We start from the raw sequence: 26158 nt of genomic DNA on the forward strand, positions 1-26158 counted from the left end.
GGGCGCTACCGGCAAGGTTGCGCAAAAGAAACGGCGCGGCCGCCCAAGCGCCGCGCCGTATTTCCGTCTGCCGGTGCCTTACCCCTGCAGGGTGCGCACGCCGTAGCCTTCGCCCCGGGCCTTCATCGCGGCGACTGCGGCCACGCTGGCGGCGGCGGTGGTGAAATAGGGGATCTTGTCCATCAGCGCGACGCGGCGGATGTCGCGGCTGTCGCTGATCGACTGGGCGCCCTCGGTCGTGTTCATGACCAGCGTGATTTCGTTGTTCTTCAGCCGGTCCACGATGTTCGGCCGGCCTTCATAGACCTTGGCCACCAGCTCGGACTTCACGCCCTTTTCGGCCAGCCAGCCCGCAGTGCCGCGGGTTGCCACGATCTCGAACCCCATGGAGACCAGATCGCGGGCCGCATCGGCCAAAGCTTCGGACTTGTCAGCATCCTTGACCGACAGGAAGACGCGGCCACTGTCGGGCAGCGTCATGCCCGCGCCCATCTGCGCCTTGAGGAAGGCCAGCGGGAAGGTGCGGTCCCAGCCCATCACCTCACCCGTCGACCGCATTTCCGGCCCCAGAAGCGGGTCCACGCCGGGGAAGCGGGCGAAGGGCAGCACGGCCTCTTTCACGCTGAACCACGGAGTGATCGGATCGGCCAGCGTATTGGCATCGGCCAAGGGCAGCGGGCTGTCCGGTCCCACACCGGCGGGGTAGGGCGCGCGGGCCGGGAAGGCCGACATCGGCTCTCCCGCCATCAGCCGCGCGGCGATGGAGGCGATGGCGCTGTCCGTCGCCTTGGCCACGAAGGGCACGGTGCGGCTGGCGCGCGGGTTCACCTCAAGGACGTAGATCACGCCGTCCTTGATCGCGAACTGCACGTTCATCAGGCCCACGACCTTCAACGCCAGCGCCATCTGCACGGTCTGCTGTTTCAGCTCTTCCACCGTCTCCGGCGAAAGCTGGTGCGGCGGCAGGCAGCAGGCGCTGTCGCCCGAATGGACGCCCGCCTCTTCGATATGTTCCATGATCCCGGCCACATGCACGGTCGTGCCGTCCGACAGCGCGTCCACGTCGACCTCGACCGCGCCGGACAGATAGCTGTCCAACAGCACGGGCGAGGTGCCCGAGACCTGCACCGCGGTCGCGATGTAGCGGTCCAGCTGCGCATCGTCGCGCACGATTTCCATGGCGCGCCCGCCCAGCACGTAGGAGGGGCGGATCACCAGCGGATAGCCGACACGGGCGGCGATCTGGAACGCCTCTTCGCGGGAATGGGCGATGCCGTTGACCGGCTGCTTCAAGCCAAGGTCGTTCAGCAGGGCCTGGAACCGCTCACGGTCCTCGGCCAGGTCGATGGCGTCGGGCGTGGTGCCCAGAATCGGGATGCCCTCAGCCTCCAGCGCATTGGCCAGCTTCAGCGGTGTCTGGCCGCCGAATTGCACGATCACACCGTGCAGCGTGCCGTTCTCCTGCTCGACCCGCAGGATTTCCAGCACATGCTCCAGCGTCAGCGGCTCGAAGTAGAGACGGTCCGAAGTGTCATAGTCGGTCGAGACGGTCTCGGGATTGCAGTTGACCATAATCGTCTCATACCCGGCCTCGGTCAGGGCGAAACAGGCATGGCAGCAGCAATAATCGAACTCGATCCCCTGACCGATCCGGTTGGGACCGCCGCCAAGGATAACGACCTTCTTCTTCGCCGTCGGGCGGGATTCGCATTCCACGTCGCCCATCGCGGGCATCTCATAGGTGGAATACATATAGGGGGTCTGGGCTTCGAACTCGGCCGCGCAGGTGTCGATCCGCTTGAACACCGCATTCACGCCAAGGTTCTTGCGGGCGCGGCGGATCTGCGCCTCGTCCCTCCCGGTCAGCTTGGCCAGACGGGCATCGGTAAAGCCCATCATCTTCAGCTTGCGCAGCCCCTCGGCGGTGACGGGCAGGCCGGATTTGCGGATTTGCGCTTCCGCGTCGATGATCTCGCGGATGCGCGACAGGAACCACGGGTCGAAGGCAGTGACCGCCTGGATTTCGTCATTCGACAGCCCATGCCGCATCGCCTGCGCGATGGTGCGCAGCCTGTCCGGCGTGGCGACGGACAGCGCCTTCAGGATCGCGGCCTTGTCGGGGGTACCGCTGACGGACACGCCGGGAATGGCGATTTCGTCAAAGCCGGTCAGCCCGGTTTCCAGCGAGGCGAGGGCCTTCTGCAGCGATTCATGGATGGTGCGGCCGATGGCCATGGCCTCGCCCACCGATTTCATCGCGGTGGTCAGATAGGGTTCGCTGCCCGGGAACTTTTCAAAAGCGAACCGCGGGATCTTCGTGACCACATAATCTATGGTGGGTTCAAAGCTGGCCGGTGTCACTTTTGTGATATCGTTGTCCAACTCATCCAGGGTGTAGCCCACGGCCAGCTTGGCCGCGATCTTGGCGATCGGGAAGCCGGTCGCCTTGGACGCAAGGGCCGAGGAGCGCGACACCCGCGGGTTCATTTCGATCACGACCATGCGGCCGTCCTTGGGGTTGATCGCCCATTGGACGTTGGAGCCGCCGGTTTCCACCCCGATTTCGCGCAGGACGGCAATGCTGCCGTTGCGCATGATCTGATATTCCTTGTCGGTCAGCGTCAGGGCCGGGGCGACGGTGATCGAATCGCCGGTATGCACACCCATCGGGTCCACGTTTTCGATGGAGCAGACGATGATGGCATTGTCCGCGCGGTCGCGGACCACCTCCATCTCATATTCCTTCCAGCCGAGGAGCGATTCATCGACCAGAACCTGCGCCACCGGGCTGGCCTCCAGCCCCGATTTCACGATGGCCTCGTAATCGTCGCGGTTGTAGGCCACGCCGCCGCCGGTGCCGCCGAGGGTAAAGGCGGGGCGGATGATCGCGGGCAGGCCCACATATTCAAGATCGGCCATCGCCTGCGCGATACCGGCGGTGATGTCATATTTGCCGCTGGCCAGTTTCGGGGCGGCGACGATCACCGCCTTGGGATTTTCCAACCCGATCCGGTCCATCGCCTCGCGGAACAACTTGCGGTCTTCTGCCATTTCGATGGCTTCACGCTTGGCGCCGATCAGTTCAACGTTGAACTTATCCAACACGCCCATGTCGGCCAGCGCCAAAGCGGTGTTCAGGCCGGTCTGTCCGCCCATCGTCGGCAGGATCGCGTCGGGGCGTTCCTTTTCGATGATCTTGGCCACCACTTCGGGGGTGATCGGTTCGATATAGGTGGCATCGGCCAGCCCCGGATCGGTCATGATCGTGGCGGGGTTGGAGTTCACGAGGATGACGCGGTAGCCTTCCTCCCGCAGCGCCTTGCAGGCCTGTGCACCGGAATAGTCGAACTCGCAGGCCTGCCCGATGACGATGGGGCCCGCGCCGATGATCATGATCGAGTGGATGTCTGTCCGCTTCGGCATGGCACGCTTTCCCCTGGCTGTCGGCAAATTGGCGGGGGTTATAGTCAGGGCGGGCCGCGGCGCAAGGGCAAACCGCCCCTTCGGCAATGGCCGGGGGACGACAGGTCGCAATCCGCCCCGGAAGCGGCCGTTCGGGGCTGGCGCAGCGGCCCGGCTGGCCCTATCCCGCAGATATGACCGATGCGCGCGGACTGATCCTTGTCGAACACGGGCCGGGGGGCAAGCCCGCGGTCTTTGCCGCGCCGCGCGCGGTGATCGTGGCGCGCCGCGCCGGTGATGTTCCCCGCGCGCTGGCCCGGGCAGAGGCGGCGCGTCAGGCGGGGGGCTGGGTCGCGGGCTATCTCTCCTATGAGGCGGGCTATGCGCTGGAGCCGAAGCTGGCCGCGCGGATGCCCCGTGGCCGCCGGGCGCCGCTTCTTCTGCTGGGGGTCTTTGATGGGCCGCACGAGGCCGCGCCGGTCTTGGAGGCGATGGCCGTCGCGGGGCAGGGCACAAGCATGGCGCCGCCGGTGCCCGCCATCAGCCGCGCCGCCTATGGCCGGGCCATCGCGCGGGTGCTGGACTATATCGCTGCCGGTGACTGCTATCAGGTCAACCTGACTTTCCCGATGCGGTCGCGCCTGCTGTCGGGCGATGCCTTCGGGCTTTACGGCGCGCTGCGACGGACCGGGCCGGTGGGGCACGGCGCCTTTGTCGATCTTGGACAGGGGCCGGTGGTGGTGTCCCGCAGCCCCGAGCTGTTCTTCCGCATGGATGCCGCCGGACGGATCGAGGCGCGGCCGATGAAAGGCACCCGCCCGCGCGACCCGGACCCTGCCCGGGATGCCGCGATTGCCGTGGAACTGGCCACCAATCCGAAGGACCGGGCCGAGAACCTGATGATCGTTGACCTTCTGCGCAACGACATCAGCCGGATCTCGCAGGTGGGCAGCGTGAAGGTTCCCGCGCTTTATGCGGTGGAACATTACGCCACGGTCCATCAGATGACCTCCACCGTCACCGGGCAGTTGGCCGCGCCGCCCTCTCTGCCGGGGCTGGTGCAGGCGCTGTTCCCCTGCGGCAGCGTCACCGGCGCGCCGAAAATCCGCGCGATGGAGATCATCCGCGAGGTGGAACCCTTTGCCCGCGGGGCCTATTGCGGCGCCATCGGCTGGATGGGGCCGGATGGTGCGGCGGATTTCAGCGTGGCAATCCGCACGCTTTCGGTGACGGGCGACCGCATCGTCATGAATGTGGGCGGCGGGGTGGTGCATGATTCCACCGCGCAGGGCGAATGGGAGGAGGCGCTGTGGAAAGCGCGCTTCGTGAAGGCGGCCGAGAGCCGGGGCTGAAGTTGATCGAGACGATGCTGTGGGATGGGGGCAAGATCCCGCGCATCCAGCTGCATCTGGACCGGCTGAACCGGTCGCGGGCGCTTTTGGGCTGGGTGCAGCCGGGCGTCGGTTTCTATTGGAAGTGCGACGTGCCGCTGCCCGCGCATCCGGCACGGGTCAGGCTGACGATCGATGCGCAGGGGCAGGCCGAATGGCAGGTTGGCGCCTTGCCGCTGGCCAGGCCTGAATGGCGGCTGGCGGTATCACAGACCCGTCTGTCTTCGACCGATCCATGGCTGCGTGTCAAATCCACCCGCCGCGGTCTTTATGACACCACCCGCGCCGACTTGCCGGGCGGGATCGACGAAATCATCTTCCTGAACGAACGGGATGAGGTCTGCGAGGGAACGATCAGCACGCTGTTCTTCGACCGTGGGCAGGGCCTGAGGACGCCGCCCCTGACCTGTGGGGTGCTGCCGGGCGTCTTGCGCGCCGAACTTGCCTGTCCGGAGGAGGTTCTGCTTGCCCGCGACCTGCCCCATGTGCGCCTCTGGATGGGAAATGCGTTGCGCGGACTGATCGCCGCGCGGCTGGAGAGCGGGCAGGAATGACAGACTTCGATGTGATTGTGCTGGGCGCGGGTCCCGCAGGCGCGGCCGCCGCGGCCGAGGCGCGGGCGCAGGGTCTGTCGGTCGCGCTGGTGGACCGGGCCGCCTTTCCCCGGGACAAGCTGTGTGGCGGCGGGGTGACGGGCCGCGCGCAGAAGGTGATCGGCCGGGTGTTCGGCACCTTCCCCGAGGTGCCCTATCTGGACTGCCATGGCGTGCGTTTCATGGCAGGTCTGCGCGAGCTGGGGCGGATGGACGGGCTCCCCGCCATCCGCATGGTCATGCGCCGCAGCTTTGATGCGGGGCTGCGCGACCTTGCGCTTGCGCGCGGGGCGGTGCCCTTTACCGGACGCGCCACGCTGGACGGCACCAGCCTGATCCTGGCCGGCGGGCGGATCAGCGGGCGTGTGCTGATCGGGGCGGATGGCGTCAGTTCTGTCGTGGGCCGCGCGCTCCATGGCCGCGCCTTCGATCCTGCCCATATCGGTCTGGCGCTGGAGGTCGAGTTGCCCGGCCCGCCGCCACCGGATGCGGTGGCCGAGATCGACCTTTCTGGCCCGTTGGGCGGCTATGGCTGGTCTTTTCCCAAGCTGGACAGCCTGACGCTTGGCATCGGCGGGGTGGAGCGGGCGAATCCGGCCATGCGGCAGGATTTCGACCGTTGGCTGCTGCCGCGGGGCGGGGCCGGGCTGAAGGTGAAGGGCCACCACCTGCCCGGGGGCGAACGCCGCCCGGCTCCGGGCCGCGGCGCCGTGCTTCTGGCAGGGGATGCGGCAGGGCTGGTCGATCCGCTGACCGGAGAGGGCATCGCCTGGGCCATCCACAGCGGCGCGCTTGCCGCGCAGGCAGCCGCGGCCGCTTTGGCATTGGGCCGGCCGGAGACGGCTGCCGCGCAGTATCTGCCGCAGATCCGGGCCGTGCAGGATGAGATCGCCCGGGCGCGTCGCATCGTGCGGCTGGTGCAGCATCCCTGGCTGCGGGGGCGGTTCCATGCTGCGCTGGCCCGCAATCCGAACCTTCAGCGCCGGTTCATGGCGCTTCTGGCCGGAGAGATCGACTACAAGGACACCAGCCTTCTACGGATGGCGGCGCGCATGACCGGGCTGCGGTGCTAGGCATCCCACTATACCCTCACGCTTGACCCGTTCAGGCCGCGGGTCTATGCGGCCCGAAGGCGCCGCCTCACACCGCCTCATGGACCGCAACGGAGACGACGATGCCCACCTTTACCGCCCTGACGACCCTGACCGGCGAAGAGGCCGCGCGCGCTTTGGGCGAGGCGATGGAGGACATGGACCCCGAGCCCTATGGCGTGGGCGTGTTCGAGGTCGAGGACGGATCGGGCATCTGGGAAGTGGGCGGCTATTTCACCGAAGCCCCCGATGAGATCGTGCTGGAAATCCTTGCCACCGCCTTTGGTGCCAAAAGTTTCCTTGTCAGCGAACTGCCCGATGTGGACTGGGTCGCCAAGGTCCAGCGCGAATTGCATCCGGTGGATGCCGGGCGGTTCTTCGTCTTTGGCAGCCATGATGCCGACAAGGTGCCCGAGGGCCGCGTGGCCCTGCAGATCGAGGCGACGATGGCCTTCGGCACTGGCCACCATGGCACCACTCTGGGCTGCCTGCTGGCCTTCGATGCGCTGTATGAAGCCGGGGTCCGCCCCGCCAACGTGGCCGATATCGGCGCGGGCACCGCGGTTCTGGCCATGGCCGCGGCCAAGATGCTGCCCGAGGCGCAGATCATTGCCAGCGACATCGACCCCGTCGCCGTGGATGTGGCCAAGGCCAATGTCGCCATCAACGGGCTGGAGGGCCGGATCGACTGTGTCGAGGCCGCAGGCTTTGACCATCGCCGCCTGACCGCGGGTGCGCCCTATGATCTGATCTTCGCCAATATCCTGAAGGGGCCGCTGGTCGAACTGGCGCCCGATATGGGCCGCTATTGCGCGCCGGGCGGGCGGGTGATTCTGTCCGGCCTACTGGTCGTGCAGGCCGAGACGGTGATCGCGGCCTATCAGGCGCAGGGCTTCCGTCTTCAGGACAGAAACGATCTGGGTGAGTGGTCGGCATTGGTGCTGGAACGCGGCTAAATGCCCGTTATGAATTAAGAATTTGTAAATTCTCGGATGATGGTCGGCATATTTGCCCCATTTCGGCCATATTCCGGACGCAGGAATACCGCCAAGGCGGGGGCCTGCGGCTTATCTGGTGGCGACATGTGGGCAGATCCGAATCTCAGGGACTTTCAGGGCCGCGTGACGCGGATCGAGAAGACGCACCGCAAGGGCTATGGCTTTGAAGCGCCCGGCACTCTGGGCCGCTCATCCTCTGTCCGCCGCCGCACCTCGCCCGTCCGCCTGCTGCGGGTGGCGGCTCTGGTGCTGGTGCTTGGCCTTGCACTGAAGGGGCTGATCCTGTTTCAGGTGGGCGAAGAGGTCTATGACACCCGTGTTGCCGCACTGACCGGGGGCGAAGGGTTCGACACCCTGGCGGCCCGTCTCATGTCGGCTGATCCGGTGACCCGGCTGATCGCGGCGTTCCTGGGTGAGGTCTTTCCCGCACGGCCCTGAGCCGCCCCGCGCTGGCTTGAGCGCATCGCAGAGAACATATGGCCGAAATGAAGAAGACCGCCGGCGGCCTATCCGCGCGGCGGTCCTTTCAAGTCCGGCGACCTGACGGTCGGAGCGTTCGACTCAACGCCCCAGCATCTCGATGTCACCACGGCAGAGGCCGATATCGTCCAGCTCACGATCGGTGAGCTTCGACAGGGCCTTGCGGGTGAGGCGCGCGTCATTCCAGCCTTTCAGCGAGGCGAAAACCCCCGAAAGACCGTTGATTGCGCGGTACGTCGTGATGGCGCCGAACGGTGCCGGGCGGCTCGTTTCGATGGCGGCCATGATGGTGTTCCTTTTCACAAACTGCTTATGGAGTGAGCGTTTTGCTCCTCACGCCGTCAGATAATTCAGCCGAATAATTGCGGCAAGCGGGCCGCGAGCAAGGCCGCGTTGCAATTGCTGCATAGCAGAAGACATCGTCCTGACATGATTTTCCCGGGCATCTGACCGGATGGTCAAAAATGGTCGGTTCCGGCAGATGCCCGGTCGCTTTCAGGTCGCTTTCAGCCTGTCCTGTCGCAATCGGGCGGCAGGGGTGAAACTTCGCCATTGGCGGATGTTCCCGGTTCGTGCTAGTCCTTTTCAAAAGAAAAGGGGCAGGCATGCGGGTGATCGGCATTGATCCGGGGCTTCGGAACCTCGGCTGGGGGGTGATCGACGTCTCCGGCGCGCGACTCAGCCATGTTGCGAACGGCATCTGCCATTCCGACGGCAGCGTGGATCTGGCGCAAAGGCTGGCCAGCCTGCACCTGCAACTGACCGAGGTGTTCCGTGCGTGGCTGCCCGAGACGGCAGCGGTGGAACATACCTTCGTCAACAAGGATGCGGTGGCCACACTGAAACTGGGGCAGGCGCGGGGGATCGCCCTTCTGGTCCCGGCGCAGTTCGGGCTGGTCGTGGGGGAATATGCCCCGAATGCGGTGAAAAAGACGGTGGTCGGCGTGGGCCATGCGGCCAAGGTGCAGATCGACCATATGGTGCGGCTGCATCTGCCCGGGGTGAAGGTGGCTGGCCCCGATGCCGCGGATGCGCTGGCGGTGGCGATCTGCCACGCGCATCATGCGCAAAGCGCGGGCCGGCTGGAGGCCGCGGTCAGAAGGGCGGCAGGATGATCGGGCGGATTGCGGGGCGGCTGGACTGGAAGGGCCATGATCAGGTGCTGATCGACTGCCGCGGCGTGGGCTATATCGTCCATGTGAACGACCGGACCATGGCGGGCCTGCCCCCGGTGGGCGAGGCGGTGGCGCTGTATACCGATCTTCTGGTGCGCGAGGATCTGCTGCAGCTGTTCGGCTTTCCCACCATGCTGGACAAGGAATGGCACAAGCTGCTGATGACGGTGCAGGGCGTGGGGGCCAAGGCCTCGATGGCCATTCTGGGCGCCTTGGGGGCCGAGGGGGTCGCGCGGGCGATCACTCTGGGCGATGCGCGTGCGGTTCAGGCGGCGCCCGGCGTGGGGCCGAAGCTGGCGCAACGGGTAATCCTTGAACTGAAGGCCAAGGCGCCCTCGGTCATGGCCATGGGCGCGGGGCTGGCGCAGGCCGCCACGGTTGAGGTGATCGAGGCCGAACCCGTCCCCGCGGCACCGGCGCGCAAGGCCAAGACCGCGGCGGTGCCCAGCCCGGCGCAGGCCCGCGCGGCCAGCACGGCCGATGCGCTCTCGGCGCTGATGAACCTTGGCTACGGGCAAGGGGACGCGGCCGAGGCGGTGGCCGTGGTCTGCGGCGAGAACCCCGAGGCCGAGACCTCCGCCCTGATCCGGCTGGCGCTGAAGCGGCTGGCGCCGCGGTAGGGGCACACAACCCCAAACCACACCGCGGGTCTTGCCGCTGCCGCAGGGAATTTCCATATCTTTCCCGAAGGAAAGGGCAAGGCATGGGCAATCTCCGCACATTCATCCTGATGGCCGCGATGACGGCCCTGTTCATGGGCGTGGGCGCGCTGATCGGCGGCACTACCGGCGCAGTGATCGCGCTGGCCGTGGCGGGTGCGATGAACCTCTTCGCCTTCTGGAACTCGGACAAGGCGGTGCTGTCGATGACCGGCGCGCGTGAGGTGGATGCCCGCACCGCGCCCGATCTTGTGGCCATGGTCCATGATCTGGCCGACCGCGCGCAGATGCCGCGGCCCAAAGTCTTTATCATCGAGACCGATCAGCCCAATGCCTTTGCCACCGGCCGCAACCCCGAAAACGCCGCGGTGGCCGCGACGACCGGCCTGCTGCGCAGCCTGTCGCGCGAAGAAATCGCGGGCGTAATGGCGCATGAGCTGGCCCATATCCGCCACCGCGACACGCTGACCATGACGATCACCGCCACCATGGCGGGTGCCATTTCGATGCTGGCGAATTTCGGCATGTTCTTCGGTGGCTCCGACCGTGACCGTCCGGGCGGGCTGATCGGCACGCTGGCGCTGATGATCCTTGCCCCGTTGGCGGCGGGCATGGTGCAGATGGCGATCTCGCGCTCCCGCGAATATGAGGCCGACCGGCTGGGCGCCGAGATCAGCGGCAATCCCGGCGCGCTAGCCTCCGCCCTCCAGAAGATCGAGGCGCTGGCCCGGCAGCGGATCAACCCCGCCGCCGAACGCAACCCGGCGGTGGCGCATATGTTCATCATCAACCCGCTGAACGGGCGCGGGGCGGACAACCTGTTCTCCACCCACCCTTCCACCGCCAACCGGGTGGCCGCCCTGATGCGGATGCAGCCCGCGGCCCCGGCGGCGGCCCGCACCGGTATCCCTCGCGTTACCCGCCACCGCGGCCCCTGGGCCTGAGGCGGCGCGCGGGCGCGCCTGCGCTGAGGCGATCATCATTCAGATAAAGTTTCGACCCGCGCCCGGATGTACAGGCGACCCGAAAGCGGCAGGTGGCCCCTGCCGCGAAATCTCTAAGATCGGCGGTGGCGCGTCCGCACATAGCGCCGAACCTGAAATCGGACCGGTCCGCCATATCTGACCCGGCACCGAATCTCTCCCCTGCGAATTTCGATATGCAACCATCGGTCCCTGCCGGTCGAGACGAGGATCTCAATCATTCTTACCATCCTCCGAGGTTGAGTATCTTTTAGACTCTGCACAACAGGAGCGCTGATCTTCCGGCTCTCGGAAATTGTCTTATTCATATAAAGAATAAGATGTCACAAATCGCTGTTTCCCGTGAGCTTTTCTTGCAGCGCGGGGCATGTCCTTCTGGCGTGACGAAATCCTGTGGTGCGCCAATGGACCGATGGCTGATGCCTTGCCAAATGGCCTGCGTTCGGGGATTGTTCCGCCATGATCCAGCCCGACCCCCAGCTTCGTCCCGACCGTTTGCCCGAAGATGCCGACCGCGCCCTGCGGCCGCAGGCGCTGGAGGAATTTGTCGGTCAGGCCGAGGCGCGGGCCAATCTGCGTGTGTTCATCGAGGCCGCGCGGATGCGGGGCGAGGCGATGGATCACACCCTGTTCCACGGCCCGCCGGGGCTGGGGAAAACCACGCTCGCCCAGATCATGGCGCGCGAGCTGGGGGTGGGGTTCCGCATGACTTCCGGCCCGGTGCTGGCGCGGCCGGGCGATCTGGCGGCGATCCTGACCAATCTGGAACCGCGCGATGTCCTGTTCATCGACGAGATCCACCGCCTCTCGCCGGTGGTGGAAGAGGTCCTTTATCCCGCGATGGAGGATTTTGCGCTGGATCTGGTGATCGGCGAAGGGCCCGCGGCGCGCACGGTGCGGATCGACCTTCAGCCCTTCACGCTGGTCGGCGCCACCACACGGCTGGGCCTTCTGACCACGCCCCTGCGTGACCGCTTCGGCATCCCCACGCGGCTGCAATTCTATACCGAGGATGAGCTTTTCCTGATCGTCAGCCGCGGCGCCCGGCTGATGGGGATCGAGGCGGATGAGCCGGGCTGCCGCGAGATTGCCCGCCGTGCCCGCGGCACGCCGCGGATCGCCGGGCGCCTGCTGCGCCGCGTGGTGGATTTCGCCATGGTCGAGGCGGGCGGCGTCATATCCCGCACTTTGGCCGACAGGGCGCTGACCCGGCTCGGGGTGGACAATCTGGGGCTGGACGGCGCGGACCGGCGCTATCTGACGCTGGTTGCCGAAAATTACGGCGGTGGTCCGGTGGGGGTGGAAACCATTGCTGCTGCCCTCTCGGAACCCCGCGATGCCATCGAGGAAGTGATCGAACCCTACCTCCTGCAGCAGGGCCTGATCCAGCGCACCCCGCGGGGCCGGATGCTGGGCCAGAAGGCCTGGCGCCATCTGGGGCTGGAGGCGCCAAGGCCGCCCGGTCAGGGCGAATTGTTCGACGGCTGAGGGGGCTCTGCCCCCGCCTTCGGCCCCCCGGGATATTTGAACAAAGTGGAAAGCCTATTCCAGTTTGCCCAAATATCCCCGCCGGAGGCACGACGGAGGCGGTTGGCCGAAGGCCAGAGCCGACATATTAGAATGCCTCCGCGCCGTGGCGCGGAGGCTCCGCTTCGCAACCGGCGGGCCGGGCTCATTCGCCGCCGTTGGTCGCCCTGTCATTCTGGCGCGCCTTGCGGTCGCCCGCCTCGCGGTTCTGGCCGCCGGCATTCGGCTCGGTATCACCGCGGATCGTATTCGCATGTTTTTCGGCCACCGCGTCCAGCTTGCGCTTCTGCGCCTCGGCGGCGACATTGAACTTGGTGTTCTCGGCCGTCTTGTCGAAATCGGGTCGGGTCATTGCGTCCTCCTTCGTTGCAGGAAGAAAACGGCAGAACCCGCCGCGGGTTCCGTCCGCCATCCGGCGCGGCAATCGCCGGGGCGGCTTGAGCGGTGGGCGCGGCGCGGGTATCTGGGGGCACCAATACAGGGAATGCCATGACGCCGGATGAGATCCAGACGTTTTTCACCCGCCGGGACGGCAGCTTCCTTTGCGCCCGCTGGGGACGGCCCGTTGTGCCGGTGGTCTTCGGGGTGGATGATGCCACCCTTGCCACGGTCAAGGGTGGCATCGAGGCGGTGGTGACGCTGGCCGGGCACCGGATGGCCGAGACGGACCCGGAGTTGGGCGCCAATCTGATGATCTTCTTCTTCCGCGACTGGGATGAGCTGCCGCAGCTGCCGAACCTTGACCGGCTGATCCCCGATCTGGGTCCGCTCTGCGCGCGGCTGGAGGCGGCGGGCGCCAATCAGTATCGCGCCTTCCGCTTCGATGCCGAAGGGGCGATCCGGGCGGTCTTTGTCTTCCTGCGGATGGATGCCCATTTGTCGGCCATGCCCGCGGCCGATCTGGCGCTGGCGCAGGCCGCCGAGGCGATGCTGTCCTGGGGGGAGGGCGCCTTTGCCGCCGCTGCCCCTTTGGCGCGGGCCGGTCAGACGGTGATCCTGCGGCCCGCCATCTCGGGGCTGATCCGTGCGGCCTATGATCCGGCGCTGCCTGCCGTGGCGCGGGACCCGGCCCATGCCTACCGGCTGGCGGCGCGGCTGTCCGCGGCATGAGGCGTGAGGCCGATCTTTACGGCCCGGTGAAGGCCTTTCTTGAGGCGCAGGGCTATGAGGTCAAGGCCGAGATCGGTGCCTGCGACCTGATGGCCTGCCGCGACGGCGACCCGCCGTTGGTTGTGGAGATGAAGACCGGTTTTTCGTTGACGCTGGTGCTGCAGGGCGTGGCGCGGCTGGCTCTGTTCGACACGGTCTATCTGGCCGCCGGACTGGGACCCAAAGGCTGGGGCCCGCGCTACCGCGAAGTGACGGCGCTGTGCCGCCGTCTGGGCCTGGGCCTGCTGGCGGTGCGCCCCGACGGCACGGTCGAGGCGCATCTGGACCCTGGCCCCTATGAGCCGCGAAGGAACGCGGTGCGGGCCGGTCGGCTGCTGCGGGAATTCCAGCGGCGGGTGGGCGATCCGAACACCGGCGGCACCACCGGGGTCAAGCGCATGACGGCCTACCGGCAGGATGCTTTGCGCTGTCTGGATGCGCTGGCCGCAGGACCGCGGCGCGCTGCAGATGTGGCGCGGGACGCCGGGGTGGCACGGGCCACCGCCCTGATGCGTGCCGACCATTATGGCTGGTTCGATCACCCCGGCCGCGGCCTCTATGCCCTGTCGCCCCGTGGAATTTCCGCACTGGCCGAGCATGCGGAAGAACTGGCCCGGCTCAAGGCGCCGAAAGCGGAATGACCGAAACGGACATCTTGCCCGAGCCTTGGGTCACCTCGCTGGCATGGGCCAGATAGATCAGCGCATTGTTCGCCTTGTCCCAGATCCGGGTGACGATCAGCCGCTTCAGGATCAGCGACTGCCGTTCAGAGAACACTTTCTCGCCCTCGGGATCGTCCGACAGCCCCTCGGGCAGGGTGATCGGGCCGGTCTGGCTGCAATCCACCGCAGAATAGGACGGGTCTTCGAACCAGTTGCCCTCGGTCAGCCGGTCATAGACCGAGCGGTCGAAATAGGCGACGTGGCAGGTCACACCGGGAATTTCGGGATCGGCGAAGGCGTCGATCACGATATCGTTTCCCACCCAGTCCACGCCGACACGACCCACCTCTTCGGCCAGGGCGGGGGTGGCAAGCAGCGAGAGGGCAAGCAGGGTCGGGCGCAGCGGCATGGCAGGTCTCCTTTGCGGCAAATGTCGGTGCGGGCGGTATCCTGCGCAAGCCCCGGCTGGACCTTTGGCCCCGGGGGCGCCACCATGGCCCGCCGCAAAGGAATGCCCAGATGACCCACAGCCTGCCCGTCCGCGTCTATTATGAGGACACCGATCTGGCCGGGATCGTCTATTATGCCAACTATCTGAAATTCATCGAACGCGGGCGCAGCGAATGGGTGCGTGCGGCAGGGATCGACCAGATGGCGCTGCGCGATCGGCTGGACGTGGTCTTTGCCGTCCGCCGGGTCGAGGCGGATTATCTGCGTCCCGCCCGCTTTGGCGAGGATCTGACCGTGACCACCGCCTTGCAGGATCTGGGTGGCGCCCGCATCGTTGTGGCGCAGCAGGTGCTGCGCGGCGAGGACGTGCTGTTCCGCGCCATGGTCACGCTGGTCTGCCTGACGGGGGCGGGGCAGGCCGTCCGCATCCCGCCAGAGGTGCGTGCCGCCCTGCAAAAGCCTGCGCCTTAGGCGCCGAAATGGCCTCTTGCACTGCGCGAAGGCCCGCCGCTCGCCAAACTGTGTTGGCATTCCCCCTGTAAGGTTGATAGAATCAGCGGTAACGGACCGGGAAACGGCCGACCAACGAACAGAGCAGGCGTAATGGAAACCGAAGCCCTCGCGATGGCGCAGGAGATTGACTTCTCGCTGCTAGCCCTCTTTGCCCGTGCCACGCTGGTGGTGAAGCTGGTCATGATCCTTCTCATGGCCATGTCCTTCTGGTCCTGGGCGATCATCATCCAGAAGCACATCCTGTTCCGCAAGGCGCGTGCCGAGGCGGCGGTCTTCGACCGCGCCTTCTGGTCGGGTGAGCCGCTGGATGAGCTGTTCGACCGCATCGGACCCGAACCGCAGGGGGCCAGCGAACAGGTCTTTGCCGCCGGCATGCTGGAATGGCGCCGCAGCCACCGGCAGGACGGCGCGCTGATCGCAGGCGCACAGGCCCGGATCGACCGCGCCATGGATGTGGCGATTGCCCGTGAGAGCGAACGGCTGAACCATGGCCTGTCCTTCCTTGCCACCACCGGCTCGACCGCGCCCTTCATCGGCCTTTTCGGCACGATCTGGGGCATCAAATATTCGTTCGAGCAGATCGCCATCAGCCAGAATACCTCTCTGGCCGTTGTGGCGCCGGGCATTGCCGAGGCGCTTCTGGCCACCGGCATCGGCCTGATCGCGGCCATTCCGGCGGTTGTGGCCTACAACAAGCTGAACGCGGACAGCGAACGCATCCAGGGCAACTGGGAAAGCTTTGCCGACGAATTCGCGACCATCCTGTCGCGCCAGCTGGATTCCTGATCCATGGGCGCCGGGGTGATGAAGAAATCGGGCGGGGGCGGACGGCGCGGCCGCCGCCGCGGCTCGTCCGCCGCGATGAGCGAGATCAACGTCACGCCCTTCGTGGACGTGATGCTGGTGCTGCTGATCATCTTCATGGTGGCCGCGCCGATGATGACGGTGGGCGTTCCGGTCAACATGCCGAAGACGGCGGCCACCGCGCTGCCGACCGAGCAGGAAGAGCCGCTGACCATCACGCTGACCGCCGACGGCCTGATCGCGGTGATGAACAGCGAAGTGGCGGAGGGTGAGCTGATCCCGAAGCTGCGCGCCGTCTCGGCCGAGCGGACCAGCAAGAAGATCTATCTGCGGGCCGATGGCGGGCTGCCCTATGAACGGGTGGCGCAGATCATGGGCGCGCTGAATGCCGCCGGGTTCAATGAAATCGGACTGGTGACCGAATCCCAGGGGCCGGATTTCGGCGCGGGGAACTAGGGCGGGGCCGGGGCATGGAAACGCGGCTCCAGACGGGCACGATCTGGTCCGGCATCCTGCATGCCGGGGCCGTCTTCTGGGTGCTCCTGGGGGACTGGCTTTACGCGCCCGATGCGCCGATCCAGCTGCCGTCGATGTCGGTTTCGACGATTTCGGCGGCCGAGTTCGATGCGATGCAGTCTTCGGCGCCGAAGGCCAGCGACACGCCTGCCGAACAACCTGCCGCGGCCCCGGCGGAAGAGCCGGCCCAGCCCGAGGCCCCGGCGATGGAGGAAAGCCCTGCGCCGCCCGCCCGCCCCGAGGCCGCACCGCAGCCGGAACCGGAGCCGCAGCCGGAACCAGCGCCCGAACCGGCGCCGGAGCCCGTGGCCACACCGCCGGAACCTGCCCCTTTGCCCGAGCCGGAACCCGACCCCGTGCCCCAGCCGGAGCCGGTGCCGGAAGATGTGGTGGTGCTGCCCGAAGAGCAGCCGATCCCGTCCATGTCCAGCTCGCTCCGCCCGAAGCCGAAGCCCGCGGATCGCGTGGCGCCCGCGCCCGTGTCGGTGCCTGAAGAGGCGGTGACCGCCGAAACGCCGGAACAGGCCGTGACCGAAGCCCCCGCAGAAACCCCGCAGCCCCCGCAGGAGGCGCGCGAGGAAACCGTGGCGGAGGAGACCGGCGACGTGCTGCGCACCGAGGCGACCGAAGAGCAGGACGAGGCGCTGGGCATGACCGCCTCGGTCCGGCCGAAGGCGCGTCCGTCGCGGCCCGCCCGTCCTGCTGCCCCTGCGGAAACGCCCGCGGCGCCGGCAGCCTCGTCCTCGGCTTCCGCTTCGGACAACAGTGACAGCGACGCCGATGCCATTGCCGCCGCGGTGGCCGCCGCCGCCGCGGAATCCGCGGCCGAGCCTGCGCCCGCCGCCAGCAGCAGTGCCGGGCAGGGCGGCAGCGGCAATTCCAGCGGCCCGCCCCTGAACGCGGGCGAGATCGGCGACATCAAATCTGCCATTGGCAACAAGTGGAACCTTGGCAGCGCTTCGTCCGAGGTGATGCGCACCACGGTGATCGTGCGGGTGGAGTTCACGCCGGACGGCAAGCCGGGCAATATCTCTCTGGTTCAAAGCGACGGGCCTAGCCAGCAGGCCACCGACGTGGCCTTTGCCGCCGCCCGTCGCGCGATCCAGCGTGCCTATGTCGAAGGCGGCATTCCGTTGCCCGCCGACAAATACGAGACCTGGAAGGTGCTGGAATTCGTCTTCGATGCCAATGGCATGAGGATGCGATGAGAAGGGAACCGCCGCTTGGCGGACGTGCGTTGGTGTATTTTCCCCTGTCGGGCCGCCGCCCGATCCGGGCATAGGGACAGAAAGATCGGAGCAAGAGGCAGATGAAACTCGCTCGCAGAACCTTCATGGCCGGGATGGCCGCAGGCGTTTCGCTGGCCGCCGCGGCCCGCGCACAGGACGGCAGCCCGCCGCGCATCGTCATCGACTCGGGCGTGATCGAGCCGATGCCGATTGCCGTGCCGCTGTTCGTGGACGAAGGCGGCGCAGGACGCCTTGCCTCTGACATCGCGCGGGTGGTTGCGGCGGACCTGTCCGGCACCGGCCTGTTTCGCGACATTCCCGCCGAGGCGCATATCGGCCGGGTCACCAGCTTTGACGCGGGCATCTCGTTCGAGGACTGGAAGGCCATCAACGCGCAGGTGCTGATCACCGGGGCCGTCACCGCCGCGGGGGACCGGGTGACGGTGAAATTCCGGGCCTATGACGTGTTCAACGGCCGCCCCATCGACGGTGCCGCGCTGCAATTCGCAGGCACCAAGGCCGGATGGCGCCGGATGGCCCATAAGGTGGCCGATGTGGTCTATTCCAAGGTGACGGGCGAAGGCGGCTACTTCGACAGCCGCGTGGTCTTTGTCAGCGAAAGCGGCCCCAAGAACGCCCGGCTGAAGCGGCTGGCCGTGATGGATTATGACGGGGCCAACGTCCAGTATCTGACCGATTCCAATTCCATCGTTCTGGCGCCGCGCTTCTCGCCCACGGGCGACCGCATCCTCTACACCAGCTATGAGACGGGTTTCCCCCGCATCACCCTGATGGATGTGGGCAGCCTGAAGCGCCAGACCCTGGGCGAACAGCCCGGCACCATGACCTTTGCGCCGCGCTTTTCGCCCGATGGCGGGTCGGTCGTCTTCTCGCTGGAACGCGGCGGCAATACCGACATCTACCTGATGAACCTGCGGTCGGGCGGAACAACCCAGCTGACCAATGCGCCCTCCATCGAAACCGCGCCCTCGTTCAGCCCGGACGGCAGCCAGATCGTGTTTGAAAGCGACCGCACCGGCGCGCCGCAAATCTATGTCATGGGCGCAGGCGGTGGCGAGGGGCGGCGGATTTCCGGCGGTGAAGGCCGCTACGGCACCCCGGTCTGGTCGCCGCGCGGCGACCTGATTGCCTTCACCAAGCAGAATGCGGGCCGCTTCCACATCGGCGTGATGCGCACGGATGGTTCGGAAGAGCGTCTGCTCACGTCCTCGTTCCTTGACGAAGGCCCGACCTGGGCCCCGAATGGCCGGGTCATCATGTTCACGCGCGAAACCTCGGGCGGGGGCGGGCAGGCATCGCTGTGGTCGGTGGACATCACCGGCCGCAATCTGAAGCAGATCCCGACCGAAGGTCCGTCCTCGGACCCGGCCTGGTCGCCGCTGCTGCCGTAATTCTGCGCACCCCGATTCCCTCGGGGGCGCGAACCTGTTAACCTGCGGCGCAACAGAACGCCGCGTTGCGAAATGAAGAGGACGGTTCCGATGACCCTGACCCACAAGGCCCTGATGATCGTGGCCGCGCTGACGCTGGCCGCCTGCCAGAACCCTGACCGCTATGGCGCGGGCGGCGGCGGGGCGGGTGGTGCCGGAGGCGCCGGCGGTGCAGGCGGCTCGGGCTATATCGACACGACGGGGCTGGGCGATCCCAGCGATCCGCGCTCCATCGCCTATTTCAACCAGACGGTCGGTGACCGGGTGCTGTTCCTTGTCGACCAGTCCACCCTGTCGCCCGAGGCGCGCACGATCCTGACCGCGCAGGCCAGCTGGCTGAACCAGAACCCGGGCTATGCCATCATCATCGAAGGCCATGCCGACGAACAGGGCACCCGCGAATACAACCTTGCCCTCGGCGCGCGCCGGGCGGCAGCGGTGCAGCAGTTCCTGATCGCTCAGGGCGTGTCGGGCACGCGGATGAAGACCATCTCTTACGGCAAGGAGCGCCCGATCGAGGTCTGCTCGGCTGAGGCGTGCTATGCCAAGAACCGCCGCGCCGTGACGGTGCTGTCGGTGGGCGCGGGGGTCTGAGGTGACCCGGGCCCGGTTCCTCCTTCCGTTTCTGGCGTTGGGGTTCGGCCTTCCGGCCGGGGCCGAGACGCTGGCGGACATCCGGGTTGAACTGGGCCAGCTTGCGGCCGAGTTCAATTCCCTCAAGGCCGAGATGACGACCACCGGTGCCTCGGTCCGGATGGGCGGTTCTGATGCGCTGGCGCGCATGGACACGATCGAGGCCGAACTGTCGCGGCTGACCGCACGCGCCGAGGAAATCGAGCTGCGGCTGAACCGTGTGGTGTCGGATGGCACCAACCGCATCGGCGATATCGAATTCCGGCTGTGCGAACAGACGCCGGGCTGCGATCCCCTGTCGTTGGGCCAGACCTCGGTTCTGGGCGGTGGCTCGGCCGCTGCGGCCCCGGCTGCTCCTCCTGCCGCGCCTGCGGCGGGTTCCACCTCCACCGGGCCGGAACTGGCCGTTGCCGAGAAGGCAGATTTCGACCGGGCCAAGGAGGTGCTCGGTCAGGGTGACTTTCGCCGGGCTGCGGAGCTCTTTGCGACCTATGCCCAATCCTATCCTGGCGGGCCGCTGATCCCCGAGGCGCATTATCTGCGGGGCGAGGCGCTGGCCAGTCTGGGCAGCACGGCAGAATCGGCGCGGGCCTATCTGGACAGCTATTCCAGCGATCCGCAAAGCCCCTTTGCCGCCGATTCCCTGCTGAAGCTCGGGCAGGCGCTTGGCCAGCTGGGCCAAAGGCCCGAGGCCTGCATCACTCTGGCCGAAGTGGGCACGCAATATCCGGGCACCATGGCCGCCACACAGGCGCCCATTGCGATGCAGGGGCTGGGTTGCCCTTAACCCGATGGCGCTAGGACCTGCGGCGCTGCATCTGCCGCCGGGGCTGTCCGGGCCCATCGGCGTGGCGCTTTCGGGCGGCGGGGATTCCGTCGCCCTTCTGCATTTGCTGCGGGCGGCCGGTCACAGGGTGGAAGCCGCCACGGTGGACCATGGATTGCGTCCTGAAAGCGCGGATGAGGCCGCGGCGGTGGCGGCTGATTGTGCCCGGATTGGCATTCCGCATCGGGTGCTGCCCTGGAACCACGGGGCCACCGTTCCCGGCAATCTGATGGAGGCGGCCCGTCTGGCGCGCCGCGCGCTTTTGTCGGACTGGGCGGCAGAGCGGGGGCTGGTGGCCGTGGCCCTTGGCCATACCGCCGATGATCAGGCCGAGGCGCTGCTGATCGGCCTTTCGCGGGCCGCAGGGATCGACGGGTTGTGCGGAATGCGGCCGGACTGGACCACAGGGGGGGTGCGCTGGCTGCGCCCGATGCTGGGGATCACCCGCAGCGACCTGCGGCTGTGGCTGGCCGGGCAGGGAATCGGGTGGATTGAGGACCCTTCGAACGGCAATGACCGCTATCTGCGCGCACGTGTCCGCAAGGCGCTGGCCACGCTTTCCCCGCTCGGCCTGACACCGGACCGGCTGGCGGCCAGCGCTGCCCATCTGGCGCAGGCCCGCGCCGCGCTGGATGCCGCTGTGGCCGAAGCCGCCGCCCGGGTCTGCCATGAAGAGGCCGGCGCGCTGCGCATCGACGCGGTGGGCTTTGCCGCCCTGCCGGGGGAGATCGCCCGCCGCCTGTTGCGCACGGCGATCCTGTGGCTGACCGGGGCGGATCATGCGCCCCGCGCGGCGGCCTTGGCGCGGCTGGCGCAGGCGGTGGTGCAGGGCCGTGATGCCACGCTGGCGGGGTGCCGGCTGAAACGGGGCTGGCTGGCCCGGCAGCCAGGTTGGCCGGACCCGCGCTGGCAGATGGCTGTGCCCCCGGGGCTGGAGCGCCGTGCCCTTGGGGCAGAAGGCCTGCGCGCCTGCCCGGACTGGCGGGCGACGGGCCTGCCGCGCCATGTGCTGGAGGTGACGCCCGCGCTCTGGCAGGGCGGGACGCTGATCGCAGCCCCTTCGGCGGCTTTCGGCCTGCGCACCGATGCGACATGCACGCCCGCATTCGGTGCTTTCCTGTTATCGCATTGAACCGGGCGGCAATGTGTCTATCTTAGGGAGCAAGGACCGCGCCCTTTCCGGGGCCGCGGGGTTTACGGGAGCTTTTGGTGAACAACGCGCGCAATATTGCCTTCTGGGTCGTCCTGCTTCTGCTGATCGTGGCGCTTTTCAATCTGTTTTCCGGCGGATCGCCCACGCTGTCGTCGCGGCAGGTCAGCTATTCCGAATTCATGGCGCAGGTTGATGCCGGCCGTGTCGCCTCGGTAGAGCTGAATGGCGAACAGATCCGCATCCAGACCCGCGATGGAACCACTTACACCACCATCAAACCCGAGGATGAGGCGATCACCGACAAGCTGATCGCCAAGGGCGTGGCGGTCGAGGCAAAGCCGCAGCAGCAATCGGGCTTCATGTCGATCCTGATGACCTTCCTGCCCTTCGTCCTGCTGATCGGCGTCTGGATCTACTTCATGAACCGGATGCAGGGCGGTGGCCGCGGCGGCGCCATGGGTTTTGGTAAATCGCGCGCCAAGCTGCTGACCGAAAAGCAGGGCCGCGTGACCTTTGACGATGTGGCCGGCATTGACGAGGCCAAGGAAGAGCTGGAAGAGATTGTCGAATTCCTGCGCAATCCGCAGAAGTTCAGCCGTCTTGGCGGCAAGATTCCCAAAGGTGCGCTGCTCGTCGGCCCGCCCGGCACCGGGAAAACCCTGCTGGCCCGCGCCATCGCGGGAGAGGCGGGCGTGCCTTTCTTCACCATCTCGGGTTCCGACTTCGTAGAAATGTTCGTGGGCGTCGGCGCATCCCGTGTGCGCGATATGTTCGAGCAGGCCAAGAAGAACGCGCCCTGCATCGTGTTCATCGACGAAATCGACGCGGTGGGCCGTGCCCGTGGTGTCGGCATGGGCGGCGGCAATGACGAGCGTGAGCAGACTCTGAACCAGCTGCTGGTGGAAATGGACGGGTTTGAGGCCAATGAAGGCGTCATCATCGTCGCGGCCACCAACCGCAAGGATGTGCTGGACCCCGCGCTGCTGCGTCCGGGCCGGTTCGACCGTCAGATCACCGTCGGCAACCCCGACATCAAGGGCCGCGAAAAGATCCTTGGCGTCCATGCCCGCAAGATCCCGCTGGGTCCCGATGTCGACCTGCGCACCATCGCGCGCGGCTCGCCCGGCTTCTCTGGTGCTGACCTCGCGAACCTTGTGAACGAGGCTGCATTGATGGCTGCCCGTATCGGCCGCCGTTTCGTCACCATGGATGATTTCGAAAGCGCCAAGGACAAGGTGATGATGGGGGCCGAGCGGCGGTCCATGGTCATGTCGCCCGAAGACAAGGAAATGACCGCTTATCATGAGGCCGGTCACGCCATCGTCGGCATCAAGCTGCCGAAATGCGATCCGGTCTATAAAGCCACCATCATGCCGCGCGGCGGTGCCCTTGGCATGGTGATGAGCCTGCCGGAAATGGACCGTCACAGCTGGCACAAGGACCAGATGAAGGACCGCATCGCCATGGGCATGGCGGGCAAGGCGGCCGAAATCAAGAAGTGGGGTGAGGACCGCGTGTCCTCCGGCGCCTCGGGCGATATCCAGAATGTCTCGGCCGTGGCGCGCGCCATGGTGATGCGCTGGGGCATGTCGGACAAGATCGGCAATATCGACTATGCCGAGGCCCATTCCGGCTATGACGGCAACACCCCGGGCTTCTCGGTTTCGGCGGAAACCAAGAAGGTGATCGAATCCGAGGTGAAGGCCATCGTCGATGAAGGCTATGCCCGCGCGATGCAGATCCTGAACGAATACGAGGACGAGTTCGAGCGTCTGGCGCAGGGCCTGCTGGAGTATGAAACCCTGACCGGCGACCAGATCCGTAAGGTGATGGCGGGCGAAAAGCTGGGCGATGGCAATGACGACTCGCCGTCCTCGACCGATCAGGGCGGCAATGCGCCCTCGGTTCTGGCAATCCCCAAGACCAAGAAGCCGCGCGCAACCGGCGGAGAGGCCGAACCCTCGCCGCTTTGAGCGCCGCACAGCATGCCAGAAGGCCGGTCCCCCAGGGGCCGGCCTTTTGCATTTGCCGGGGTTTTGCCTGTTGCCAAAGCCGGTTACCCTGCCCGCAACCTGACGGGAGAGGCTGATGATCCGCGGCTATGTTGCACAGGGAAACCGGCTGGTGGCGGCCGATCTGAACGAGGTGCCGCTGCGCGCCATGGCCTGGATCGACCTTGAGGCACCGACTGTTGCCGATGAAGATGCGGTGGAGGCCGCGCTTGGCATCGAAATTCCCACGCGCGAGGATATGGCCGAGATCGAGCCCTCGTCGCGGATCTATTTCGAGAACGGCGTCCTGTATCTGACGGCGCAGATCCTTGCCTCGCGGGTGGCGAATGATCCGCGCGAACTGGACATCGCCCCCGTCACCTTCATGCTGCAGCGCGACCGGCTGGTGACGGTGCATTACCATCATCCCGGCAGCTTCGGCTTCTTTGCCGACTGGGCCGCGCGGCACGATACCGGCTGTGAGACCGGGGCAGGCACCTTCCTTGGGCTGATGGAATCGGTGGTGGACCGGCTGGCCGATATTCTGGAAGGCGAGGCGCGGCGGCTGGATTACCTGTCGAAAACGATCTTCGAGGCGCACCGCCCTGATGGCAAGGCTGAGACGCTGACCGTGGTGCTCCAGCGCATCGGCAAGGCCGAAGACCAGAACGGCAAGGTCGGTGAAAGTCTGGCCACGATCCAGCGGCTGCTGGGATTCCTGTCTACCCCCGCGGTGCAGGGCGCCAAGGAGGCCCTGAAGAAGATGGAGCGGGACCAGCTGAAGTCGCTGGTTCATGACGTGCGGTCCCTGCGCGAGGTGGCACAGGTGCAGGCCGAGAAGATCCGTTTTCAGCTGGACGCGACCTTGGGCGTGATCAACATCCGGCAATCCGACATCATCAAGGTCTTCTCTGTCGTGGCCTTCGTCTTCCTGCCGCCCACGCTGATCGCCAGCATCTACGGAATGAATTTCGAATATATGCCGGAACTGAAATGGCCTTGGGGCTATCCGCTAGCTTTGTTCATGATGCTGATTTCGGCGGTGGTGCCTTGGATGATCTTCCGGTGGAAAAAATGGCTGTGACCTTGCAGCAGGGGTGGGATCCTTCCCGTTACGCGGCCTTCCGGGGCTTGCGGCTGCGCCCCGCGCTGGACCTTCTGGCGCAGGTGCCGGATCTGCCGGGGGGCGATGTGGTGGACCTTGGCTGCGGCGATGGCGCGGCGGCGGGCTCGCTCAGGCTGCGCTTTCCCGACCGGCGGCTTCTGGGGCTGGACGGCAGCGCCGAAATGCTGGCCCGGGCCGCGGGCTATGATGCAAAAGTGCAGGCCGACATTGCCGGATGGCAGGCTGACAGCCCGCCCGCGTTGATTTTCTCCAACGCGGTGCTGCAATGGCTGCCGGATCATGCGGCGCTGATGCCGCGTTTGGCGGGGCTGCTGCCCCCGGACGGTGTGCTGGCGGTGCAGATGCCGCGCAACCATCTGGCGCCCTCGCATGCGCTGCTGCGCGACACGGCGGCGCGGCTGTTTCCCGACCTTTTCAGCACGGCGGGCTATGTGCCGCCGGTGCAGGACCCGGCCTTCTACCGCGGGCTTCTGGCACCTCTTGGCCGGGTGACGCTGTGGGAAACCGAATATCTGCAGGAACTGGCGCCCGCCGCAGCGGGCCATCCGGTGCGGGCTTTCACCGAAAGCACGGCCATGCTTCCGTTTCTGGATCGCCTGACCCGGGACGAAGGGGCGGTGCTGACCGCCGCCTATGATGCCGCGCTGGCCGCGGCCTATCCGCTTCTGCCCGAGGGCGGCGCGCTGTTCCCGTTCCGCCGTCTGTTCTTCATCTGCCAGAGGTTCTGATGCCCGCGCTGATCCCGACCGACCATTACGGCACCGTCACATGGCTGGGCGTTCAGCTTGTGCCGGTGGAAAAGCTGCTGATCACCGCCGAACCTGTCGCGGAAATGCCGCTGACCTTCGCGGGCTATGCGCCCGAGGTGCATGCCGGTCTGACCCGGCCCTCCTGCTCGCGCGTGCTGGCGCAGCATCCGCGCGGGACGGAAATCTGCAATGCCCGGCAGCTGTGCCTCGTGTCACAGGAAGATATGGCCGAAGTCGCGGCCGAACTGGGGCTGGCCGATTGGGATCATGCCTGGGTCGGCGCCTCGGTGGTGATCTCGGGCATCCCGGATTTCAGCCATCTGCCGCCCTCCAGCCGGCTGCAGGGGCCGGACGGGGTGACTTTGGTGGTGGATATGGAAAACCGCCCCTGTCAGGAACCCGCCGTCACCATCGCCCGGGCGACCGACGGGCGGGGCAAGGCCTTCAAACGCGCGGCCGAGGGCAAGCGTGGCGTCACCGCCTGGGTGGAGCGTGAAGGCACCCTGCGCCCGGGGGACCGGCTGCGCCTGCATATCCCGGATCAGCCGGTCTGGGCCGGGCTGGAGGCCGCCCGAAGCAGGCGCGCGGCGGGATAGTTATCTCCGAT

General features: G+C 66.7%; 27 protein-coding genes. 23 read left to right on the plus strand and 4 right to left on the minus strand.

Annotation, left to right across the window (positions count from 1 at the left end):
* Positions 1-78: 78 nt before the first annotated feature.
* Positions 79-3423 (minus strand): carbamoyl-phosphate synthase large subunit, encoded by a 3345-nt coding sequence (gene carB / locus ACO2Q5_RS09715; protein ID WP_423290373.1) that lies wholly within the window; start codon positions 3421-3423, stop codon positions 79-81.
* Between the two features lie 173 nt (positions 3424-3596).
* Between carB and ACO2Q5_RS09720 the strand changes: the two genes are divergently transcribed.
* The 5 genes from ACO2Q5_RS09720 to ACO2Q5_RS09740 all read left to right on the plus strand — a co-directional run bounded on the left by ACO2Q5_RS09720 (position 3597) and on the right by ACO2Q5_RS09740 (position 7913).
* Complete coding sequence (locus ACO2Q5_RS09720; protein ID WP_423290375.1) at positions 3597-4754, plus strand: aminodeoxychorismate synthase component I; 1158 nt, start codon at positions 3597-3599, stop codon at positions 4752-4754.
* On the plus strand, positions 4712-5347 hold the full coding sequence (locus ACO2Q5_RS09725) for an aminotransferase class IV family protein (RefSeq protein ID WP_423290377.1): 636 nt from the start codon (positions 4712-4714) through the stop codon (positions 5345-5347). Before ACO2Q5_RS09720 ends, ACO2Q5_RS09725 begins: the two co-directional genes overlap by 43 nt.
* The gene (locus tag ACO2Q5_RS09730) at positions 5344-6459 is read left to right on the plus strand and encodes a geranylgeranyl reductase family protein (protein ID WP_423290379.1); all 1116 of its coding nucleotides are present in this window, start codon (positions 5344-5346) and stop codon (positions 6457-6459) included. The genes ACO2Q5_RS09725 and ACO2Q5_RS09730 overlap by 4 nt, the downstream gene beginning before the upstream one ends.
* Before the next feature lie 101 nt (positions 6460-6560).
* Positions 6561-7433 (plus strand): 50S ribosomal protein L11 methyltransferase, encoded by an 873-nt coding sequence (locus tag ACO2Q5_RS09735; RefSeq protein ID WP_423290381.1) that lies wholly within the window; start codon positions 6561-6563, stop codon positions 7431-7433.
* A 126-nt stretch (positions 7434-7559) separates the two neighbouring features.
* Positions 7560-7913, plus strand: coding sequence for a hypothetical protein (locus tag ACO2Q5_RS09740; protein ID WP_423290383.1), 354 nt, complete (start codon positions 7560-7562; stop codon positions 7911-7913).
* Positions 7914-8036: 123 nt separating this feature from the next.
* On the opposite strand, the gene ACO2Q5_RS09745 is transcribed toward ACO2Q5_RS09740, so the two are convergent.
* Positions 8037-8240: a DUF1127 domain-containing protein gene (locus ACO2Q5_RS09745; RefSeq protein ID WP_423290385.1), complete on the minus strand. Its 204-nt coding sequence runs from the start codon at positions 8238-8240 to the stop codon at positions 8037-8039.
* Positions 8241-8560: 320 nt separating this feature from the next.
* Between ACO2Q5_RS09745 and ruvC the strand changes: the two genes are divergently transcribed.
* From ruvC to ruvB, 4 genes are all read left to right on the plus strand, one after another.
* Positions 8561-9070 carry a crossover junction endodeoxyribonuclease RuvC gene (ruvC, locus tag ACO2Q5_RS09750; RefSeq protein ID WP_423290387.1) on the plus strand — a complete coding sequence of 170 codons (510 nt, stop codon included), beginning with the start codon at positions 8561-8563 and terminating at the stop codon, positions 9068-9070.
* A complete protein-coding gene (gene ruvA / locus ACO2Q5_RS09755; RefSeq protein ID WP_423290389.1) occupies positions 9067-9750 on the plus strand; it encodes a Holliday junction branch migration protein RuvA in 684 nt (227 codons plus the stop codon). Before ruvC ends, ruvA begins: the two co-directional genes overlap by 4 nt.
* A gap of 83 nt (positions 9751-9833) precedes the next feature.
* Positions 9834-10733, plus strand: coding sequence for a zinc metalloprotease HtpX (htpX, locus tag ACO2Q5_RS09760; protein WP_423290391.1), 900 nt, complete (start codon positions 9834-9836; stop codon positions 10731-10733).
* Between the two features lie 498 nt (positions 10734-11231).
* Positions 11232-12260, plus strand: a complete 1029-nt coding sequence (gene ruvB / locus ACO2Q5_RS09765) for a Holliday junction branch migration DNA helicase RuvB (protein WP_423290393.1) — start codon at positions 11232-11234, stop codon at positions 12258-12260.
* Between the two features lie 184 nt (positions 12261-12444).
* Here the strand turns inward: ruvB and ACO2Q5_RS09770 are convergent, their stop codons facing one another.
* Positions 12445-12651: a hypothetical protein gene (locus tag ACO2Q5_RS09770; protein WP_423290395.1), complete on the minus strand. Its 207-nt coding sequence runs from the start codon at positions 12649-12651 to the stop codon at positions 12445-12447.
* 137 nt (positions 12652-12788) lie between these two features.
* On the opposite strand from ACO2Q5_RS09770, the gene ACO2Q5_RS09775 reads away from it, so the two are divergent.
* Positions 12789-13409: a hypothetical protein gene (locus tag ACO2Q5_RS09775; RefSeq protein ID WP_423290397.1), complete on the plus strand. Its 621-nt coding sequence runs from the start codon at positions 12789-12791 to the stop codon at positions 13407-13409.
* Positions 13406-14089, plus strand: a complete 684-nt coding sequence (locus ACO2Q5_RS09780) for a DUF2161 family putative PD-(D/E)XK-type phosphodiesterase (protein ID WP_423290399.1) — start codon at positions 13406-13408, stop codon at positions 14087-14089. Before ACO2Q5_RS09775 ends, ACO2Q5_RS09780 begins: the two co-directional genes overlap by 4 nt.
* Here the strand turns inward: ACO2Q5_RS09780 and ACO2Q5_RS09785 are convergent.
* Complete coding sequence (locus ACO2Q5_RS09785; RefSeq protein WP_423290557.1) at positions 14067-14513, minus strand: CreA family protein; 447 nt, start codon at positions 14511-14513, stop codon at positions 14067-14069. The two genes, ACO2Q5_RS09780 and ACO2Q5_RS09785, sit on opposite strands and share 23 nt — an antisense overlap.
* Positions 14514-14629: 116 nt before the next feature.
* On the opposite strand from ACO2Q5_RS09785, the gene ybgC reads away from it, so the two are divergent.
* The 12 genes from ybgC to ACO2Q5_RS09845 all read left to right on the plus strand — a co-directional run bounded on the left by ybgC (position 14630) and on the right by ACO2Q5_RS09845 (position 26147).
* Entirely contained in the window at positions 14630-15031 is a 402-nt protein-coding gene (gene ybgC, locus ACO2Q5_RS09790; protein WP_423290401.1) for a tol-pal system-associated acyl-CoA thioesterase, read from the plus strand.
* Positions 15032-15163: 132 nt separating this feature from the next.
* On the plus strand, positions 15164-15859 hold the full coding sequence (gene tolQ, locus ACO2Q5_RS09795) for a protein TolQ (RefSeq protein ID WP_423290403.1): 696 nt from the start codon (positions 15164-15166) through the stop codon (positions 15857-15859).
* A gap of 3 nt (positions 15860-15862) precedes the next feature.
* Positions 15863-16333, plus strand: a complete 471-nt coding sequence (gene tolR, locus ACO2Q5_RS09800) for a protein TolR (protein WP_423290405.1) — start codon at positions 15863-15865, stop codon at positions 16331-16333.
* A gap of 14 nt (positions 16334-16347) precedes the next feature.
* On the plus strand, positions 16348-17601 hold the full coding sequence (locus ACO2Q5_RS09805) for a cell envelope biogenesis protein TolA (RefSeq protein WP_423290407.1): 1254 nt from the start codon (positions 16348-16350) through the stop codon (positions 17599-17601).
* Between the two features lie 101 nt (positions 17602-17702).
* A complete protein-coding gene (gene tolB / locus ACO2Q5_RS09810) occupies positions 17703-19034 on the plus strand; it encodes a Tol-Pal system beta propeller repeat protein TolB (protein ID WP_423290409.1) in 1332 nt (443 codons plus the stop codon).
* 90 nt (positions 19035-19124) lie between these two features.
* Positions 19125-19667 carry a peptidoglycan-associated lipoprotein Pal gene (pal, locus tag ACO2Q5_RS09815; RefSeq protein ID WP_423290411.1) on the plus strand — a complete coding sequence of 181 codons (543 nt, stop codon included), beginning with the start codon at positions 19125-19127 and terminating at the stop codon, positions 19665-19667.
* A gap of 1 nt (position 19668) precedes the next feature.
* A complete protein-coding gene (gene ybgF / locus ACO2Q5_RS09820; RefSeq protein WP_423290413.1) occupies positions 19669-20493 on the plus strand; it encodes a tol-pal system protein YbgF in 825 nt (274 codons plus the stop codon).
* A gap of 4 nt (positions 20494-20497) precedes the next feature.
* On the plus strand, positions 20498-21664 hold the full coding sequence (gene tilS, locus ACO2Q5_RS09825; protein ID WP_423290415.1) for a tRNA lysidine(34) synthetase TilS: 1167 nt from the start codon (positions 20498-20500) through the stop codon (positions 21662-21664).
* 77 nt (positions 21665-21741) lie between these two features.
* Positions 21742-23658, plus strand: coding sequence for an ATP-dependent zinc metalloprotease FtsH (gene ftsH, locus ACO2Q5_RS09830; RefSeq protein WP_423290417.1), 1917 nt, complete (start codon positions 21742-21744; stop codon positions 23656-23658).
* A gap of 115 nt (positions 23659-23773) precedes the next feature.
* On the plus strand, positions 23774-24760 hold the full coding sequence (locus tag ACO2Q5_RS09835; RefSeq protein WP_423290419.1) for a magnesium transporter CorA family protein: 987 nt from the start codon (positions 23774-23776) through the stop codon (positions 24758-24760).
* On the plus strand, positions 24751-25530 hold the full coding sequence (locus tag ACO2Q5_RS09840; protein ID WP_423290421.1) for a methyltransferase domain-containing protein: 780 nt from the start codon (positions 24751-24753) through the stop codon (positions 25528-25530). Before ACO2Q5_RS09835 ends, ACO2Q5_RS09840 begins: the two co-directional genes overlap by 10 nt.
* Positions 25530-26147, plus strand: coding sequence for an MOSC domain-containing protein (locus tag ACO2Q5_RS09845; protein ID WP_423290423.1), 618 nt, complete (start codon positions 25530-25532; stop codon positions 26145-26147). The genes ACO2Q5_RS09840 and ACO2Q5_RS09845 overlap by 1 nt, the downstream gene beginning before the upstream one ends.
* Positions 26148-26158 lie beyond the last annotated feature (11 nt).

It is taken from the genome of Neotabrizicola sp. VNH66, assembly GCF_049445895.1.
Lineage (GTDB): Bacteria > Pseudomonadota > Alphaproteobacteria > Rhodobacterales > Rhodobacteraceae > Pseudogemmobacter.